The sequence below is a fragment of the Streptomyces sp. NPDC037054 genome, from assembly GCF_055606745.1.
The window spans coordinates 144,764-161,335 of record NZ_JBVJSJ010000006.1 but is presented as its reverse complement, the minus strand read 5'-3'; the positions used below and the strand labels follow the sequence as shown (position 1 = coordinate 161,335).

General features: G+C 73.7%; 15 protein-coding genes. 8 read left to right on the top strand and 7 right to left on the bottom strand.

Annotated features, from left to right (window positions below; all coding sequences use genetic code 11):
• Positions 1–200 precede the first annotated feature (200 nt).
• Positions 201–1,139, top strand: coding sequence for a cation diffusion facilitator family transporter (locus ACZ7D7_RS16415; RefSeq protein WP_470824982.1), 939 nt, complete (start codon positions 201–203; stop codon positions 1,137–1,139).
• A gap of 209 nt (positions 1,140–1,348) precedes the next feature.
• Positions 1,349–1,942 carry an isopentenyl-diphosphate Delta-isomerase gene (gene idi / locus ACZ7D7_RS16410; RefSeq protein WP_470824980.1) on the top strand — a complete coding sequence of 198 codons (594 nt, stop codon included), beginning with the start codon at positions 1,349–1,351 and terminating at the stop codon, positions 1,940–1,942.
• Between the two features lie 6 nt (positions 1,943–1,948).
• On the opposite strand, the gene ACZ7D7_RS16405 is transcribed toward idi, so the two are convergent.
• Together ACZ7D7_RS16405 and ACZ7D7_RS16400 are read right to left on the bottom strand one after the other, a co-directional pair.
• Positions 1,949–2,455 (bottom strand): ATP-binding protein, encoded by a 507-nt coding sequence (locus ACZ7D7_RS16405; protein ID WP_470825340.1) that lies wholly within the window; start codon positions 2,453–2,455, stop codon positions 1,949–1,951.
• A gap of 174 nt (positions 2,456–2,629) precedes the next feature.
• On the bottom strand, positions 2,630–3,289 hold the full coding sequence (locus tag ACZ7D7_RS16400) for an HdeD family acid-resistance protein (RefSeq protein WP_470824979.1): 660 nt from the start codon (positions 3,287–3,289) through the stop codon (positions 2,630–2,632).
• A 161-nt stretch (positions 3,290–3,450) separates the two neighbouring features.
• Between ACZ7D7_RS16400 and ACZ7D7_RS16395 the strand changes: the two genes are divergently transcribed.
• Positions 3,451–4,197 (top strand): enoyl-CoA hydratase/isomerase family protein, encoded by a 747-nt coding sequence (locus ACZ7D7_RS16395; RefSeq protein WP_470824977.1) that lies wholly within the window; start codon positions 3,451–3,453, stop codon positions 4,195–4,197.
• A gap of 19 nt (positions 4,198–4,216) precedes the next feature.
• Here ACZ7D7_RS16395 and ACZ7D7_RS16390 read toward each other — a convergent pair whose 3' ends face one another.
• Together ACZ7D7_RS16390 and ACZ7D7_RS16385 are read right to left on the bottom strand one after the other, a co-directional pair.
• Complete coding sequence (locus ACZ7D7_RS16390; RefSeq protein ID WP_470824975.1) at positions 4,217–4,852, bottom strand: DJ-1/PfpI family protein; 636 nt, start codon at positions 4,850–4,852, stop codon at positions 4,217–4,219.
• A 26-nt stretch (positions 4,853–4,878) separates the two neighbouring features.
• The gene (locus ACZ7D7_RS16385; protein WP_470824973.1) at positions 4,879–5,838 is read right to left on the bottom strand and encodes a GlxA family transcriptional regulator; all 960 of its coding nucleotides are present in this window, start codon (positions 5,836–5,838) and stop codon (positions 4,879–4,881) included.
• A gap of 124 nt (positions 5,839–5,962) precedes the next feature.
• On the opposite strand from ACZ7D7_RS16385, the gene ACZ7D7_RS16380 reads away from it, so the two are divergent.
• The 4 genes from ACZ7D7_RS16380 to ACZ7D7_RS16365 all read left to right on the top strand — a co-directional run bounded on the left by ACZ7D7_RS16380 (position 5,963) and on the right by ACZ7D7_RS16365 (position 10,978).
• Positions 5,963–6,829, top strand: a complete 867-nt coding sequence (locus ACZ7D7_RS16380) for an SCO6745 family protein (RefSeq protein WP_470824972.1) — start codon at positions 5,963–5,965, stop codon at positions 6,827–6,829.
• Between the two features lie 51 nt (positions 6,830–6,880).
• A complete protein-coding gene (locus tag ACZ7D7_RS16375; protein WP_010042827.1) occupies positions 6,881–7,012 on the top strand; it encodes an LPFR motif small protein in 132 nt (43 codons plus the stop codon).
• A 101-nt stretch (positions 7,013–7,113) separates the two neighbouring features.
• Positions 7,114–9,498, top strand: a complete 2,385-nt coding sequence (locus ACZ7D7_RS16370; protein WP_470824970.1) for a Tex family protein — start codon at positions 7,114–7,116, stop codon at positions 9,496–9,498.
• Positions 9,499–9,787: 289 nt separating this feature from the next.
• Complete coding sequence (locus ACZ7D7_RS16365) at positions 9,788–10,978, top strand: serine hydrolase domain-containing protein (protein ID WP_470824969.1); 1,191 nt, start codon at positions 9,788–9,790, stop codon at positions 10,976–10,978.
• On the opposite strand, the gene ACZ7D7_RS16360 is transcribed toward ACZ7D7_RS16365, so the two are convergent.
• Together ACZ7D7_RS16360 and ACZ7D7_RS16355 are read right to left on the bottom strand one after the other, a co-directional pair.
• Positions 10,975–12,609 carry an ABC-F family ATP-binding cassette domain-containing protein gene (locus tag ACZ7D7_RS16360; RefSeq protein WP_470824968.1) on the bottom strand — a complete coding sequence of 545 codons (1,635 nt, stop codon included), beginning with the start codon at positions 12,607–12,609 and terminating at the stop codon, positions 10,975–10,977. The genes ACZ7D7_RS16365 and ACZ7D7_RS16360 overlap by 4 nt on opposite strands.
• Before the next feature lie 13 nt (positions 12,610–12,622).
• Positions 12,623–13,693 carry an oxidoreductase gene (locus ACZ7D7_RS16355; RefSeq protein WP_470824967.1) on the bottom strand — a complete coding sequence of 357 codons (1,071 nt, stop codon included), beginning with the start codon at positions 13,691–13,693 and terminating at the stop codon, positions 12,623–12,625.
• A gap of 67 nt (positions 13,694–13,760) precedes the next feature.
• Here ACZ7D7_RS16355 and ACZ7D7_RS16350 point away from each other — a divergent pair, with 67 nt between their 5' ends.
• On the top strand, positions 13,761–14,714 hold the full coding sequence (locus tag ACZ7D7_RS16350; protein ID WP_470824966.1) for an FAD-dependent oxidoreductase: 954 nt from the start codon (positions 13,761–13,763) through the stop codon (positions 14,712–14,714).
• A gap of 76 nt (positions 14,715–14,790) precedes the next feature.
• On the opposite strand, the gene ACZ7D7_RS16345 is transcribed toward ACZ7D7_RS16350, so the two are convergent.
• Positions 14,791–16,515, bottom strand: coding sequence for a BCCT family transporter (locus ACZ7D7_RS16345; protein ID WP_470824965.1), 1,725 nt, complete (start codon positions 16,513–16,515; stop codon positions 14,791–14,793).
• Positions 16,516–16,572 lie beyond the last annotated feature (57 nt).

The window sequence follows — 16,572 nt, the reverse complement described above, 5'->3', positions numbered from 1 at the left end:
GCGCCGGGGCGGGGCCGCGGGCCGGCCGCACCCGGCGTGCGCCGCCCGCGCCACCGCCCGGCCGGACCGCTCGCGACTGCCTGACCTGCGCACCGTTTACGCAGGTCAGGGCACATGACAACGGTGTTCAGTGCCGCGTTGCCCGATACCCCCTGCCCGTTGTTCACTGTGAGCCGGGCGGAACACGGGAGGCTGCTGCCATGGGGGCTGGGCACGATCACGGTCACGCGCACGGGGCGCCGGCGGGAGGCACGGCCACCGCGGCGTACCGGGGCAGGCTGCGCGTCGCGCTGGCGATCACGCTCGGCGTCATGGTCGTGGAGATCGTCGGTGGTGTGCTCGCCGACTCGCTCGCCCTCGTCGCGGACGCGGCGCACATGGCGACGGACGCCGTGGGCCTCGGGATGGCGCTGCTGGCGGTGCACTTCGCGAACCGGCCGCCGGCCGGCAACCGCACCTTCGGGTACGCGCGTGCCGAGATCCTCGCCGCGCTCGCCAACTGTCTGCTGCTGCTCGGCGTCGGCGGCTACGTCCTGTACGAGGCGATAGAGCGGTTCGTCACGCCGGCCGGCACCGAGGGCGGGCTGACCGTGGTGTTCGGCCTGATCGGTCTGGCGGCGAACTCGGTGTCGCTGACGCTGCTGATGCGCGGCCAGAAGGAGAGCCTGAACGTACGGGGTGCCTTCCTGGAGGTGGCCGCGGACGCGCTGGGCTCGGTCGCGGTGATCGTCTCGGCGCTGGTGATCCTCACCACGGGCTGGCAGGCCGCCGACCCGATCGCGTCGCTGGTGATCGGGCTGATGATCGTGCCGCGCACCTGGAAGCTGCTGCGGGAGACGGTGGACGTCCTGCTGGAGGCGGCGCCGAAGGGCGTCGACATGGCGGAGGTGCGGGCGCACATCCTGGCGCTGGACGGGGTCGAGGACGTCCACGACCTGCACGCCTGGACGATCACCTCCGGGATGCCGGTGCTGTCCGCGCACGTGGTGGTGCGCGGCGACGTCCTGACCGGGCTGGGCCACGAGAAGATGCTGCACGAGCTGCAGGGCTGCCTGGGCGACCACTTCGACGTGGAGCACTGCACCTTCCAGCTGGAGCCGAGCGGGCACGCCGAGCACGAGGCGCGGCTCTGCCACTGAACCGCGCGCGAGGGCGCCCCGAGGCGGCGCGCCGGACCGGCGCGCGCCGGTGGCGTTCACCCCGCGACCCCGGTCCGGACGCATTTCCGCCAGGCGCCCCGGGCATGATCATCAACTGGCGCACGGGACTCGCGGGCGCCGTGAGGAATTGCCGGGAGTGCCGGACACGTGCGGCACACTGGGCGCGACGACCGATGTGAAGGATGGGTATGCCGACCACACCTGCCACCGCGACGCAGAGCGCGTCGAACGGCACCGCTGACGCGATTCTGCTGGAACTGGTCGACGAGAACGGTGTGACGATCGGCACCGCGGAGAAGCTCGACGCGCACCGGGCGCCGGGCCGGCTGCACCGCGCGTTCTCGGTGTTCCTGTTCGACGAGCGCGGGCGGCTGCTGCTCCAGCGGCGGGCCCTGGGCAAGTACCACTCCCCCGGCGTCTGGTCGAACACCTGCTGCGGGCACCCCTACCCGGGCGAGGCCCCGTTCGCGGCGGCGGCCCGGCGCACGTTCGAGGAGCTCGGCGTCTCCCCGTCGCTCCTCGCGGAGGCCGGCACCGTCCGCTACAACCACCCGGACCCCGCCTCGGGCCTGGTGGAGCAGGAGTACAACCACCTGTTCGTCGGCCTGGTGCAGTCCCCGCTGCGCCCGGACCCGGAGGAGATCGGCGACACCGCCTTCGTCACCCCGGGCGAGCTGATGGAGCGGCACGCGAAGGACACGTTCTCCGCGTGGTTCATGACGGTGCTGGACGCGGCCCGCCCCGCGATCAGGGAGCTGACGGGCCCCTCCGCCGGCTGGTGAGGCCCGTCAGGGCAGATGTTCGGGCTTGAGCGGCAGGGCGGCCCAGATCACCTTGCCGCCGCTCGCCGTGTGCTCGACGTCGCACACGCCGCCCGCCTCCCTGGTGATCTCGCGCACCAGCAGCAGGCCCCGGCCGCCGGTGCGGCCGTGGTCGGTCTCCAGGGCCGTCGGGCGGTAGGGGTGGTTGTCCTCCACGGACACCCGGATCCACTCCGCGCCGACGGCGACCTCCACGGCGAGCATCGGCGACAGCAGCGCCGCGTGCTTGACGGCGTTCGTCACCAGCTCCGAGACGATCAGGAGCAGGCCCTGGACGACGTCGTCCGCGACCGGCACGCCCTGTCGCTGGAGCAGGTCCCGCACGGCGTGCCGGGCCTGCGGGACCGACGCGTCGACGGCTGGGGCGGTGAACCGCCAGACTCCTTCGTACGGCAGTGGGCCGGGAGGTCTCCGGTCGACGGGTACGCCTGTGCCCTCTGGGCGTGGACCGGGCCCGCGCCCGTGGTTCTCCATCGTCCGGTCGCCACCCTCGCGCTCGATTGTCACCACATGTCGAGTGTTGGTAACGACCCGCTCCGCCCCCTATGGCTGACCAGAAGTCAGCGACTATCGAATGCTTCTGACCAAAATCGCCCGCCCCGGCCGGGCAGATGACCGATCCCGTCCCGGTTGTGCCATGTTGGCGAACTATTCGGGTTGTACGGGTTTGGCGGTGGACTCGCCCGTTTCGTTCCGCGCCCCCGCGGCCCGCCCGGGCGGCCCGTCCTCGGCGGCCAGCCGGTCGGAGACCATGCCCACGATCCGGCGCCCGCCGAACCCGGTGGCGATCAGTCCGAGGCCGTCGAAGAGCAGGGCCAGCGAGAAGAACGTGCCGATGACGTACTGGCTGCTGCTCGGCCAGTCGACCAGCACCAGGATGCCCAGCAGCAGGCCGAAGGCGCCCTGCACGAGCGTCCAGCCGAACTGCGGGCCGCGCACCACCAGGCTGCCGACCAGCCGGAACACCCCGCCGGTGAGGAACAGCAGCGCCGCGAACATGGTCAGCGCCTCGGCCGCCGCCTCCGGCCTGCGGATGATCACGACGCCGGCCGCGAGGTTGAGCGCGGCGACGACCACGCCGAGCCAGAAGAAGTTGGTGCCGCGCGCCTGCACCGCGTGCAGCAGTCCCACGGCGCCGCCGATCAGCAGCAGCCAGCCGAACAGCAGCATCGACGTCAGGGTGGCGACGCCGGTGTAGACGAGGCCCACGAGGCCCGCGAGGACCAGGATCACGCCGAGCGCGGCGAGCCAGCCGAAGCCCCGGCTCAGTTTCGCCGCCTCGTCGGCGGACCTGCTGGACTGCACCATCTGCGCCTCCTCGTTCCGCCCCCCTTCGGTCCCCTCCCCCTTGAGTCCCCGCTGCCCGGCGGTCCGTAACAGGCGCGGGCCGCGCACGGCACCGAGCGGTGGGTCGCGCCCGCCGACCCTTCCCGGCCGGCCGCGGGACCGGGCCGGATAGCATCCGGCGCATGGAGCCGCAGCTGCAGCACAGCGTCACCGACTCGGTCGCCACGGTCGTCATCGCCCACCCCGCGAAGCGGAACGCCATGACGGCCGCGATGTGGCGGGCGCTGCCGCCGCTGCTCGACCTGCTCGCGGCCGACCCGGCCGTGCGGGCGCTGGTGCTGACCGGCGAGGGCGGCACGTTCTGCGCGGGCGCCGACATCTCGACGCTGCGGAACTCGCCGGAGGAGGCGCAGGGGCTCGCCGTGCGGGCCGAGGAGGCGCTCGCCGCGTTCCCGAAGCCGACGCTGGCCGCGATCCGCGGGCACTGCGTGGGCGGCGGGTCCCAGCTGGCGGCGGCCTGCGACCTGCGGTTCGCCGCCGAGGGGGCGCTGTTCGGGGTGACGCCGGCCAAGCTGGGCATCGTGTACCCGGCGTCCTCCACCCGGCGGCTGGTGTCCCTGGTGGGCCCGGCCACGGCGAAGTACCTGCTCTTCTCCGGCGAGTTGATCGACGCCGGGCGGGCGCTGCGCACCGGCCTGGTGGACGAGGTGCTGCCGGACGGCGAACTCGACGCCCGGGTGGCCGGGTTCACCCGGATCCTGGCCTCGCGCTCGCAGCTGACGCAGGCCGCGGCGAAGGAGTTCGCGAACGGCCGGACCGACCGGGACGCCCACTGGGCCCAGCAGGCGCGCGGCAGCGCGGACACCGCGGAGGGGGTCGCGGCGTTCCTGGAGCGCAGGCGGCCGGACTTCGCGTGGACGGTGTCCTGACGGCCGCCGGACCGGCCGGTCAGTCGAGGACGAGGCCCGGGTTGTCCCGGAACATCTCCACCAGGTGCGCGGGCGCCTTCTCCGGGGAGCCCGCGTCGTGCGGCGGCTGCGGGTCGTACTCCGTGGCCAGCTGGACGGCCTTGGCGTAGTCGTCGCCGGCGATGCGGCCCAGCAGGGCGAGGCCCATGTCGATGCCGGAGGAGACGCCCGCGGCGGTGACGTACTTGCCGTCGAAGACGACCCGTTCCCCGGTGGGCTCGGCGCCGAACGGGGCCAGTTGCCCGGTGGCCAGCCAGTGGGACGTGGCACGGCGGCCCCGCAGCAGCCCGGCGGCGGCCAGCAGCAGGGAGCCGGTGCACACGGAGGCCGTCCAGGTGCTGGTGGCGTCGGCGGCGCGCAGCCAGTCCAGCAGGGCCCCGTTCGCCATCTGGGCCTGCTGGCCGGGCCCGCCGGGCACCACCACGACGTCGGGGGCCGGCACGTCGGCCAGGCTCTTGTCGGCGGTCAGGGCGAGGGAGCCCATGTCGGTGCGGACGGGGCCGGGCCGTTCGGCGACGAAGACGGTCTCGGCGTCCATGAGGCGGCCGAGGGTCTCGTAGGGGCCGACGGCGTCGAGGGCGGTGAAGCGGTCGTAGAGGACGACGGCGATCTGCACGGCGTTTGTCCCTTCGCGAGGGCGGATCAGGGCGTGGGTGCGGGGCGGAAGCGTCGCCGGTACTCGGCGGGCGCCGTCCCGAGGGCGCGGACGAACGCGCGGCGCATGGCCTCGGGGGTGCCGTAGCCGGCGGCGCGGGAGATCTCCTCGACGCCGTCGGAGGTGTCCTCCAGCAGGCGGCGGGCGTGTTCGAGCCGCACCCGGTCGACGTAGCGGCCGGGGGTCGTGCCGGTCTCGGCGAGGAAGGCGCGGGCGAAGTGGCGCGGGGAGAGCCGGGCGCGGGCGGCGAGCGCCTCGACGCCGAGGTCGGCGTCCGGATGCTCGGTGATCCACTGCTGGACCTCGCGCAGCGGTTCGCGCCGTGCCGTCTGGGCGGCGAGCTGCGCGCTGAACTGGGCCTGGTTGCCCGGCCTGCGCAGGAACACCACCAGGTGCCGGGCGACGGTGAGCGCGGCCTCGCGGCCCAGGTCCTCCTCGACGAGGGCGAGCGCCAGGTCGATGCCCGCGGTGACGCCGGCGGACGTGGAGATCCGGCCGTCGCGCACGTAGACCGGGTCGGGGTCGACGTCGACCGCGGGGTGGTCGCGGGCGAGCTTGTCGCAGTACGCCCAGTGGGTCGTCGCCCGGCGGCCGTCCAGGAGGCCGGCGCGGGCCAGCAGGATCGCCCCGGTGCACACCGACACCAGGCGCGTCGCGCGCGGCCCGCGCTCGCGCAGCCAGTCCGTCAGGCGCGGGTCGGGGACGCGGGTGCCCTGTCCGCCGGGGACGACGAGGGTGTGCGGGTCGTCCGCCTCGGCGAGGGCCCGGTCCGGTACGAGGGTCAGGCCGGCGGAGGTGCGCACGGGGGCGCCGTCCAGGGACGCCGTACGGATGCGGTAGGTGCCGGGGACGCCCTTCTCCGCACCCGCGAAGACCTCGAGCGGGCCGGAGACGTCCAGGCTCTGGACGTCGTCGAAGAGGACGAAGAGGACGGTTCGGCGGCTCATGTCACCGATTGTTCGCCGCCCCGGAGGCGACCGCAACGACGAGTTTCCCACCTTTTCTGCCATCGCGGGACGGGGGTCCGCCCGCCCCTTCAAAGGCGTACCAACCAGTCGGTAACGTTCGGTCATGACTTCCTCTCTGCCGCCCCGCGCGGGACGCCGCTGCCACAACGTCCTCAACCCGCTGCACTCCGCCCACTACTTCTCGCCCGACCTCGGCTCGGAGCTCGCCGCGATCGGCGTGACCGACCAGCGCGCCGTCTACTTCGCGGTGCGCGCGGCGGCGATGGGCCCCGTGGGCGCCGGCACGGTGACGGCGACGTTCTACAACTTCAACCACGAGCTCGTCGCCCGGCACGTGCCCGAGGTGTGGCGCACCGCGTCCCCCGAGGCCGTGCTCGCGGCACGCACGCGTGCCGTCGACACGACGCTGCGCCGGCTGCTCGGCGCCGACACCCTCGGCTCCAAGGAGGTCGCGGAGGCCGCCGAACTCGCCCTGCGGGCCGCCGAGGCGTGCGCGCGGACCGCGCGCCCGCTGTACGCCGCGCACGCCGACCTGCCGGTGCCCGAGGCGCCGCACCTCGCCCTCTGGCACGCGGCGACACTGCTGCGCGAGCACCGCGGCGACGGCCACCTCGCGGTGCTGCTCGACGCCGAACTCGACCCGCTGGAGGCCCTGGTGAGCCACACCGCCACCGGCAAGGGCATGGCGCCCAAGTGGGTCCTCGGCACCCGCGGCTGGCGCCAGGAGGACTGGACGGCCGCCTGCGACCGGCTGCGCGAGCGCGGGCTGCTGACCGCCGAAGGGGAGCTGACCGAGGCGGGCACCGCGCTGCGCCGGGACGTCGAGGAGGCCACCGACCGGCTCGACCGGGCGCCCTACGAGCACCTCGGCGAGGCGGGCGTGGCCCGGCTGACGGAGCTGGCCACCGGGCTGGTGACCACCGCGCTGGCAGCGGGTGCCTTCCCGGAAGGCATGTTCGGCAAGGGCTGAGGTACCCGCCCTCTCCCGGCCAGGGCGGCCGGGAGAGGAAAGGGGAAACTCGTGTTCCGAGCCATAGCGGACGTCCTGCGCCAGATCGGCGGCGCCATCGCGACCGTCGTGACGCTGCCCTTCCGGGCCCTGGCCCGGCTGTTCGGCGGCGCCTCCTCCTCGACGCGGAGCCGCCGGGTCTGACCCGGCCCGCCCGCCTCGCCGGGGTGCCGCCCTGATCCCCGGCTGTCGGTGTCGCCTGCCACAATTGCCGCGCAACCTCAGTGAGAAGGCGGTACGGGATCGTGACGACACCCGCGTCCATGACAGCAGGGTCCATCGAAGGCAGGATCGCCGAGGAGCTCGGCGTACGGGAGCGGCAGGTCAAGGCCGCCGTCGAACTGCTCGACGGCGGTTCGACGGTGCCCTTCATCGCCCGCTACCGCAAGGAAGCGACCGAGATGCTCGACGACGCGCAACTGCGCACGATCGAGGAGCGGCTGCGCTACCTGCGGGAGCTGGAGGACCGTCGCACGGCGATCCTGGAATCGGTGCGCGAGCAGGGCAGGCTCACCGAGGAACTGGAGGCCCGCATCCGGGGCGCGGAGACCAAGGCGCGCCTGGAGGACATCTACCTGCCGTTCAAGCCGAAGCGGCGGACGAAGGCGCAGATCGCCCGCGAGGCGGGGCTGGAGCCGCTCGCCGACGGCCTGCTGGCCGACCCGACGGTCGACCCGCAGGCCGCGGCGGCGGCCTTCGTCGACGCCGGCAAGGGCGTCGCGGACGCGCAGGCCGCGCTCGACGGGGCCCGCGCGATCCTCACGGAGAAGTTCTCGGAGGACGCCGACCTGATCGGCGAGCTGCGCGAGCGGATGTGGACGCGCGGGCGGCTGGCGGCCAAGGTGCGGGAGGGCAAGGAGGAGGCGGGCGCGAAGTTCGCCGACTACTTCGACTTCGCCGAGCCGTTCACCGAGCTGCCCTCGCACCGCGTCCTCGCGATGCTGCGCGGCGAGAAGGAGGAGGTCCTCGACCTCGTCCTGGAGCCCGAGGAGCCGACCGACGGCCCGTCCTCGTACGAGGGGATGATCGCGCACCGCTTCGGGATCGCCGACCGCGGCCGGCCGGCCGACAAGTGGCTGAAGGACACGGTGCGCTGGGCCTGGCGCACCCGTGTTCTGGTGCACCTCGGCATCGACCTGCGGCTCAGGCTGCGCACGGCCGCCGAGGACGAGGCGGTCAACGTGTTCGCGGCGAACCTGCGGGACCTGCTGCTCGCCGCCCCCGCGGGCACGCGCGCCACGCTCGGACTGGACCCCGGTTTCCGTACGGGCGTCAAGGTCGCCGTGGTCGACGCGACCGGCAAGGTCGTGGCGACGGACGTGATTCACCCGCACGTGCCGGCCAACAAGTGGGACGAGGCGATCGCCAGGCTGGCGCGGCTGGCCAAGGAGCACGCGGTCGAGCTGATCGCCATCGGCAACGGCACGGCGTCCCGCGAGACGGACAAGCTCGCCGGTGAACTCATCGCCAAGCACCCCGAGTTGAACCTGACGAAGGTGATGGTGTCGGAGGCCGGCGCCTCGGTGTACTCGGCGTCCGCGTTCGCCTCGCAGGAGTTGCCGGACATGGACGTCTCGCTGCGCGGCGCCGTGTCGATCGCCCGCCGGCTCCAGGACCCGCTGGCCGAGCTGGTGAAGATCGACCCGAAGTCGATCGGCGTCGGCCAGTACCAGCACGACCTGTCCGAGGTGAAGCTGTCGCGCTCGCTGGACGCGGTGGTGGAGGACTGTGTGAACGGCGTGGGCGTGGACGTCAACACGGCGTCGGCGCCGCTGCTCGCCCGTGTCTCCGGCATCACCTCCGGCCTCGCGGAGAACATCGTGGCGCACCGCGACGCCAACGGCCCGTTCACGTCCCGCTCCGAGCTGAAGAAGGTGCCCCGGCTCGGCCCCAAGGCGTACGAGCAGTGCGCGGGCTTCCTGCGGATCCGCGGCGGCAGCGACCCGCTCGACGCGTCCAGCGTGCACCCCGAGGCGTACCCGGTCGTGCGGCGCATGGTGAAGACCAGCGGGCAGGAGGTCGCGTCCCTGGTCGGCAACACGGCGGTGCTGCGCTCGCTGCGGCCGCAGGACTTCGTGGACGAGACGTTCGGTCTGCCGACGGTGACCGACATCCTCAAGGAGCTGGAGAAGCCGGGCCGCGACCCGCGCCCCGCGTTCAAGACGGCCAGCTTCAAGGAGGGCGTCGAGAAGATCTCCGACCTCTCCTCCGGGATGATCCTGGAGGGCGTCGTGACGAACGTGGCGGCGTTCGGCGCGTTCGTGGACGTCGGTGTCCACCAGGACGGTCTGGTGCACGTCTCCGCGATGTCGAAGACGTTCGTGAAGGACCCGCGGGACGTGGTCAAGCCCGGTGACATCGTCAAGGTGAAGGTCCTCGACGTGGACATCCCGCGCAAGCGGATCTCGCTCACGCTGCGGCTGGACGACGAGGCCGCGCCGCAGGAGCGGCAGGGCGGCGGCGGGCGGCAGCAGCGGGGCGGCAGGCCGCCGCAGCAGCGCCAGGGCCGGGGTGGCGGCGGAGGCGGTGGCGGCGGCGGTTCGCGTCAGGCGACTCCGCCCGCCAACAGCGCCATGGCGGACGCCCTGCGCCGCGCGGGCCTGCTGAACGGGGGCAACGGCAAGCGCTGACCACACACGCCGGGCCTCCCCGGCCCCACCACGAGGCCCGGGCCGGCCACGTGGAGCGCCGGGGACCGGACTCGCTGGCGGTTCGGGCCCGCCGCGTGGGAGGGGCGGGCCAGGCCAGGGCCGGATGCTCGGCAGCTCGGGCTGCGGGGCGATGCTCGGCAGTTCGGGCTGCGGGGGCGTGTGCTGGTGCTCGCGGGCTTGGGCCGGATGCAGCAGTGCGGGCCGCGGGGGCGGCGGGGGTGAGGGGAAGCTGGATTCCCCGTCCGGTTCCGTCCCCCTCGGAGAGCCGATGCCGTACCGTCCCGCCGTCCCGCGTCGCCGCCGCCCGCTCGGCCCTCGTACCGGCGCGGTCGCGCTGATCGCGACCTGCTTGGCCCTCGTCACCCCGGCCGCCGCCGCGCCGCCCGCGCCGGGCACCGGGGACCCGCTGCGCCACCGGCTGGAGGCGCTGGTCCGCGCGCCCGGCGGGCCTCCCGGTGTCGTCGCCGTGCTGCGCGACGGCCGAGACACCCGGATCGTCCGGGCCGGCGTCGCCGACCTGGAGTCCGGCCGCCCGCCCCGCGTGCACGACCACATGCGCATCGCCAGCGCCGCCAAGGCGTTCAGCGGCGCCGTCGCGCTCAGCCTCGTCCGGCTGGGCGACCTGCGCCTCGACGACACCCTGCGCGAGCGGCTGCCCCGGCTGCCGAAGGCGTGGGGGAAGGTGACGCTCCGTCAGCTCCTCAACCACACCAGCGGGCTGCCCGACTTCAGCGCGGACCCCGAGTTCGTCGCCGCCATCCGCGCGAACCCCCTGCACCGCTTCGACTCCCGCCGGCTCCTCGACTTCGTCGCCGACGAGCCGCTGCGCTTCACGCCGGGCTCGCGCTACCAGTACTCCAACTCCGACAACATCGCCGTCGCCCTGATGGCGGAGGCCGTGACCCGCACTCCGTACGAGCGACTGCTGGAGGAGCTGGTGTACCGGCCGCTCGGGCTGCGGAACACGAGTCTGCCGCAGGGCAACCGGATGCCGAGGCCGTATCTGCACGGCTACGACGTGAGCCCGCCCGCTCCGCCGGAGGACGTCAGCGAGGCGCTGGGCATGTCCGGGGTGTGGGCCTCGGGCGGCATCGTCTCCACGCCCGCCGACGTCACCCGTTTCGTCCGCGGCTACGTCGGCGGCGCGCTGTACGGCCGCGACGTCCTGCGGGAGCAGCGCCGCTGGGTCGCCGGCGCGTCCGAGCCGGCCGGGCCCGGGCACAACCGGGCCGGGCTCGCCCTCTTCCGCTACGGCACCCGCTGCGGCGTGGTCCTGGGGCACACCGGGAACACCCCCGGATACACGCAGTTGCTCGCGGCGACGCCGGACGGGCGCAAGTCGCTGACCTTCTCGGCCACGACCCAGATCAACCGGAGCCTCAAGCCGGACCTGCTGCGCGAACTGCGCGCCGTGCAGGAGGACTTCGTCTGCGCCCTCCTGCGCGGCGGGAAGCGCTAGGTCACCTTGCCGTCCGTGACCTCCAGGCGGCGGGTCACGTGGACCGCGTCGAGCATGCGGCGGTCGTGGGTGACCAGCAGCAGGGTGCCCTCGTACGCGTCCAGGGCGGACTCCAGCTGTTCGATGGCGGGCAGGTCGAGGTGGTTCGTGGGCTCGTCCAGCACGAGGAGGTTGACGCCCCGGCCCTGGAGGAGGGCGAGGGCCGCGCGGGTGCGTTCGCCCGGTGAGAGCGTCGCCGCCGGCCTCAGCACGTGCTCCGACTTCAGGCCGAACTTGGCGAGCAGCGTGCGGACCTCGACCGGTTCGGTGTCCGGGACCGCCGCGCGGAACGCGTCGAGCAACGACTGCGAGCCGTGGAACAGCTTGCGGGCCTGGTCGACCTCGCCGACCAGGACGCCGGAGCCGAGCGCGGCGTGCCCGGCGTCGAGCGGGACACGGCCGAGCAGCGCCGCGAGCAGCGTCGACTTGCCGGAGCCGTTCGCGCCGGTGACGGCCACCCGGTCCGCCCAGTCGATCTGCAGTGTCACCGGGCCGAGGGTGAACGGGCCGCGCCGCACCTCGGCGTCGCGGAGGGCGGCCACGACGGCGCCGGAGCGCGGGGCCGCCGCGATCTCCATGCGCAGCTCCCACTCCTTGCGGGGCTCCTCGACGACGTCGAGGCGCTCGATCATGCGCTGGGTCTGCCGGGCCTTCGCGGCCTGCTTCTCGCTGGCCTCGCTGCGGAACTTGCGGCCGATCTTGTCGTTGTCGTTGCCGGCCTTGCGGCGGGCGTTCTTCACGCCCTTGTCCATCCAGGAACGCTGCATCTGCGCCCGGTCCTGGAGCGCCGCCTTCTTGTCGGCGTACTCCTCGAACTCCTCGCGGGCGTGCCGGCGGGCCACCTCGCGTTCCTCCAGGTAGGCCTCGTAGCCGCCGCCGTAGAGGGTGATCTGCTGCTGGACCAGGTCGAGTTCGAGGACCTTGGTGGCGGTGCGGGCGAGGAACTCGCGGTCGTGGCTGACGACGACGGTGCCGGCGCGCAGGCCGGAGACGAACCGCTCCAGGCGTTCCAGGCCGTCCAGATCGAGGTCGTTGGTGGGCTCGTCCAGCAGGAAGACGTCGTAGCGGGACAGCAGCAGGGACGCCAGTGAGGCGCGGGCCGCCTGGCCGCCGGACAGGGACGTCATCGGCTGGTCCAGGTCGACGGCGAGGCCGAGGGAGTCGGCGACCTCCTCGGCGCGCTCGTCGAGGTCCGCGCCGCCGAGGGCCAGCCAGCGCTCCAGGGCCGTCGCGTAGGCGTCGTCGGCGCCGGGCGCGCCCTCGACCAGTGCCTGTGTCGCCTCGTCCATGGTGCGCTGGGCCTCGGCGACGCCGGTGCGGCGGGCGAGGAACTCCCGCACCGTCTCGCCGGGCCTGCGCTCCGGCTCCTGCGGGAGGTGTCCCACGCTCGCCTCGGGCGGGGACAGGCGCAGCTCGCCCTCCTCGGGTGCGGTGAGCCCGGCGAGCATCCTGAGCAGGGTGGACTTGCCCGCGCCGTTGGCCCCGACGAGTCCGATGACGTCGCCGGGCGCGACGACGAGGTCGAGGCCGGTGAACAGGGAGCGGTCGCCGTGGCCGGCGGCGAGGTTCTTCGCGACGAGGGTGGCAGTCATCAGACCGCAGATCCTAGCCGCCGGCGCGCGTGGCCCGCCTGCCCGGCCTTCTGCCGCCGGTGCGCGGGGTCACGGCCGTCACCAGCACCGTTCCCGCCGTGCGCGCCACCACGAAGGACTGTCCCCGCGCCGCCTTCGAGTCCAGGGCGACGGCGTGCCGGCCGGTGTCCAGGACGCCGTCGAAGACCTCGCGGGTGTGGCCGCGGTACAGCCGGTCCAGGCGGTACGCGGTGAGCGTGACCCGGCAGGGCGAGGCGACCTCGACGACCGCCTCGCCGCCGGTGACGGTCAGCGCGGTCAGGCGGTGCCCGCCGGCCGGGCCGGCGTCCAGGGCCTGCTCGATCTGGGCGACCAGCAGCGGCACGATCGGGGCGAGTCCGTCGACGTACGCCACGTCCACGCCGGCCCGGTCGAAGGCGCCGCGCACGGCGGCGCGTTCGCGCTCGCCGACGGCGCGCCCGAAGGCGACGGCGCCGTACGACCGCAGTTCCTCGGCGGTCACCCCGCTGACGTCGTGGGCGATGTCGGCGCCGATGCCGATGGTGCGCAGCGCGGCGGCGAGTCCGGCGAGCACGGCGACGCGGGCGCCGATCAGGAGCACCCGGCGCCGGGGCGGGTCGGCGGGGTCCGCCAGCAGGGCGGCCAGCGCGGCGCGGTACTCGGCGCCGCGGAACCGGAACGGGCCCATGCCGTGGTAACCGCCCAGTTCCAGGTCGGCCCGCTCGGTGGTCTGCCAGGCGAAGTCCCGCCAGACGTAGTCGTCGCCGTCGGCCTCGATGACGGCGGTGACAGCGCCGCAGGCCAGGTCCGCGCACTCGGGGCAGCCGTAGACGACGTGGCGGCCGTCCGGCAGCGGCGGGTCCGTCTCCAGCAGCAGGCCCCGCACCTGCGCGGTGAAGATGGCGGGCGGCACGTCGGAGGCGAGCGGGGACACGGCGTCGAGGTCGGCGAGCCGGAACAGCAACGGGCGTCCGTCGACGATGAAGTCCACGAAGTCCCGGTGGACCTGGTACTCACCGTCCGCGCGGACTCCGCCGGCCCGCATCGCCGGCGCCAGGGCGAAGGTCGCGTACGCGGCAGACATGCTGTGAGTATCCCCAGCGCGGGGCCGCCGTGAGCACGGCACGGCGCATTCCGCTAACGTCCCCGCCGTGGCATACGAACAGGATGGCGACGTCGTCGTGATCGGCGGCGGGGTGATCGGCCTGACCACGGCCGTGGTCCTCGCCGAGAGCGGCAGGCGGGTGCGCGTGTGGACGCGGGAGCCGGCCGAGCTGACCACCTCGGCGGTCGCGGGCGCCCTGTGGTGGCCCTACCGGATCGAGCCGCTCGCGCGGGCGCGCGCGTGGGCGCTGCGTTCCCTCGACGTGTACGAGGAGTTGGCGGCGGACCCGGGGTCGACCGGCGTACGGATGGTCGAAGGGGTACTGGGCGAGACCGGCCTGGACGCGTTCGACTCGTGGGCGACGGCCCGGCTGCCGGGGCTGCGCGCGGCCACGGCCGAGGAGTACGGCGGGGGCGGGCTGTGGGCGCGCCTGCCGCTTGTCGACATGTCGGTTCATCTCCCTTGGCTGCGGGAGCGGTTGGGCCGGGCCGGCGGGGTCGTCGAGGAGCGCGCGGTGGCGGACCTGGCGGAGGCGGAGGCGCCCGTCGTGGTCAACTGCACGGGCCTGGGCGCCCGTGAGCTGGTGCCGGACCCGTCCGTGCGGCCGGTGCGCGGGCAGTTGGTCGTCGTGGAGAACCCGGGCATCCGCACCTGGCTGGTGTCGACCGGCCCGGACGGCGCGATGGCGTACTTCTTCCCGCAGCCCGGCCGGCTGGTGCTGGGCGGCACGGCCGAGGAGGACGCCTGGTCGCGGGAGCCGGACCCGGCGGTGGCCGAGGCGATCGTGCGGCGGTGCGCCGCGCTGCGGCCGGAGATCGCGCACGCGCGCGTGCTGGCGCACCGGGTGGGGCTCAGGCCCGCCCGGGACGCGGTCCGGCTGGAACGCGAACCGCTCGCGGACGGGCGGGTGCTGGTGCACAACTACGGCCACGGCGGCGCGGGCGTCACCGTGGCCTGGGGCTGCGCGCGGGAGGCGGCCGAACTGACCGCCTCCCGCTAGTGCTGCGACCGGCAGCACTGGCCGGAGCGCGTCCCGGTGCGTGTCCCGGAGTGCGTCGCGGAGTGCGTCCCGGTCGTCAGTGCTTGCCGATCGGGTCGCCCTCCACCTCCGTGCCGGGGCCGGGGCCGACCCGGATCTGGAACTCGCCGTCGTACTTGGTGTGGCCCTCGATGACGGCCATCTCGACGGCCTCGCCCGCCATTTCGCCGCGCACGATGAGCGGGTCCCGGCGCAGGTCCCGCATCAGCGCGACGCACATCAGGATCATCACGACGACGAACGGCGCCGCCGCGAGGATCGTCAGGTTCTGCAGACCTTGCAGCGCGTCGCCCTGGCCGCTGCCGACCAGCAGCATGATGGCCGCCACGGCACCGGTGACCACACCCCAGAACACCACGACCAGACGGCCCGGTTCGAGCGCGCCCTTCTGCGACAGGCTGCCCATCACGATGGACGCCGCGTCGGCGCCCGACACGAAGAAGATGCCGACGAGGATCATCACCAGCAGGCTCGTAGCGGTCGCGATCGGGTACTCCTGGAGCACGGCGAACAGCTGCCCCTCGGGCGTGGCCTCCTCGCCGAGCCTGCGCTGCTCCTGGAGCTTCATCGCCGAGCCGCCGAAGATCGCGAACCAGATCAGGCTGACCGTGCTGGGCACGAGGATGACGCCGCCGATGAACTGCCGGATCGTCCGGCCCCGGCTGATGCGGGCGATGAACATGCCGACGAACGGCGTCCAGGAGATCCACCACGCCCAGTAGAAGACCGTCCAGCTGCTCAGCCAGTCGGCGACGCCCTCGCCGCCGCTGGCCTCGGTGCGCCCGGCGAGCTCCGGCAGCTCGCCGAGGTAGGCGAAGACGGACGACGGCAGCAGGTCGAGGACGATGATGGTCGGCCCCGCCACGAACACGAACAGGGCGAGGACCAGCGCCAGCACCATGTTGATGTTGGACAGCCACTGGATGCCCCGTTCGACACCGGACACGGCGGACGCCACGAACGCCAGCGTCAGCACCGCGATGATGGTGACGAGCAGCCCGGTGCTGACCTTGTCCATCCAGTCCAGCTCCTGCACGCCGGAGCCGATCTGCAGCGCGCCGAGGCCCAGCGAGGCCGCCGAGCCGAACACGGTCGCGACGATGGCGAGGATGTCGATGACCCGGCCGCCGACGCCGTTCGCGTGCCGCTTGCCGATGAGCGGGGTGAAGACGGCGCTGATGGTCTGGCGGCGCCGCCTGCGGAAGGTGCTGTAGGCGATGGCGAGTCCGACCACCGCGTAGATCGCCCACGGGTGCAGCGTCCAGTGGAACAGGGTGGTGGCCATGGCCACCTCCATGCGGTCACCGGAGTCGGCCGGGTCGGTGCCCGGCGGCGGGGTCGTGTAGTGCGACAGCGGTTCGCTCACGCCGTAGAACATCAGGCCGATGCCCATGCCGGCGCTGAACATCATCGCGACCCACGACACGGTGCGGAACTCGGGCTCCTCGCCCTCGGCACCGAGGTGGATGCGGCCGTACCGGCTGGCCGCGAGCCACAGCGCGAACACGACGAAGCCGGAGGCGGCCAGCATGAACGCCCAGCCGCCGTTGTGCATCAGGCCGCTGAGCATGCTGGTGGAGACGTCTTCGAGGGAGTCGGTCGCCGCGGCGCCCCAGATCACGAAGGCCAGGGTGAGCACGGCGGTGACGCCGAACACGACCCGGTCGGTCCTGGGCCGGTCCCTGCCGGGGAGGCCCGCTTCCGAACCGGGCAGCGAGCCTCCCGCATGTCGTTCCTTGTCGCTTGCCTCGTCGTGCGTCACGGGCGGCACCTTTCACCGAGTCGATGGGACGGAGGGTGGCGGAAGCAAATCCGCCGA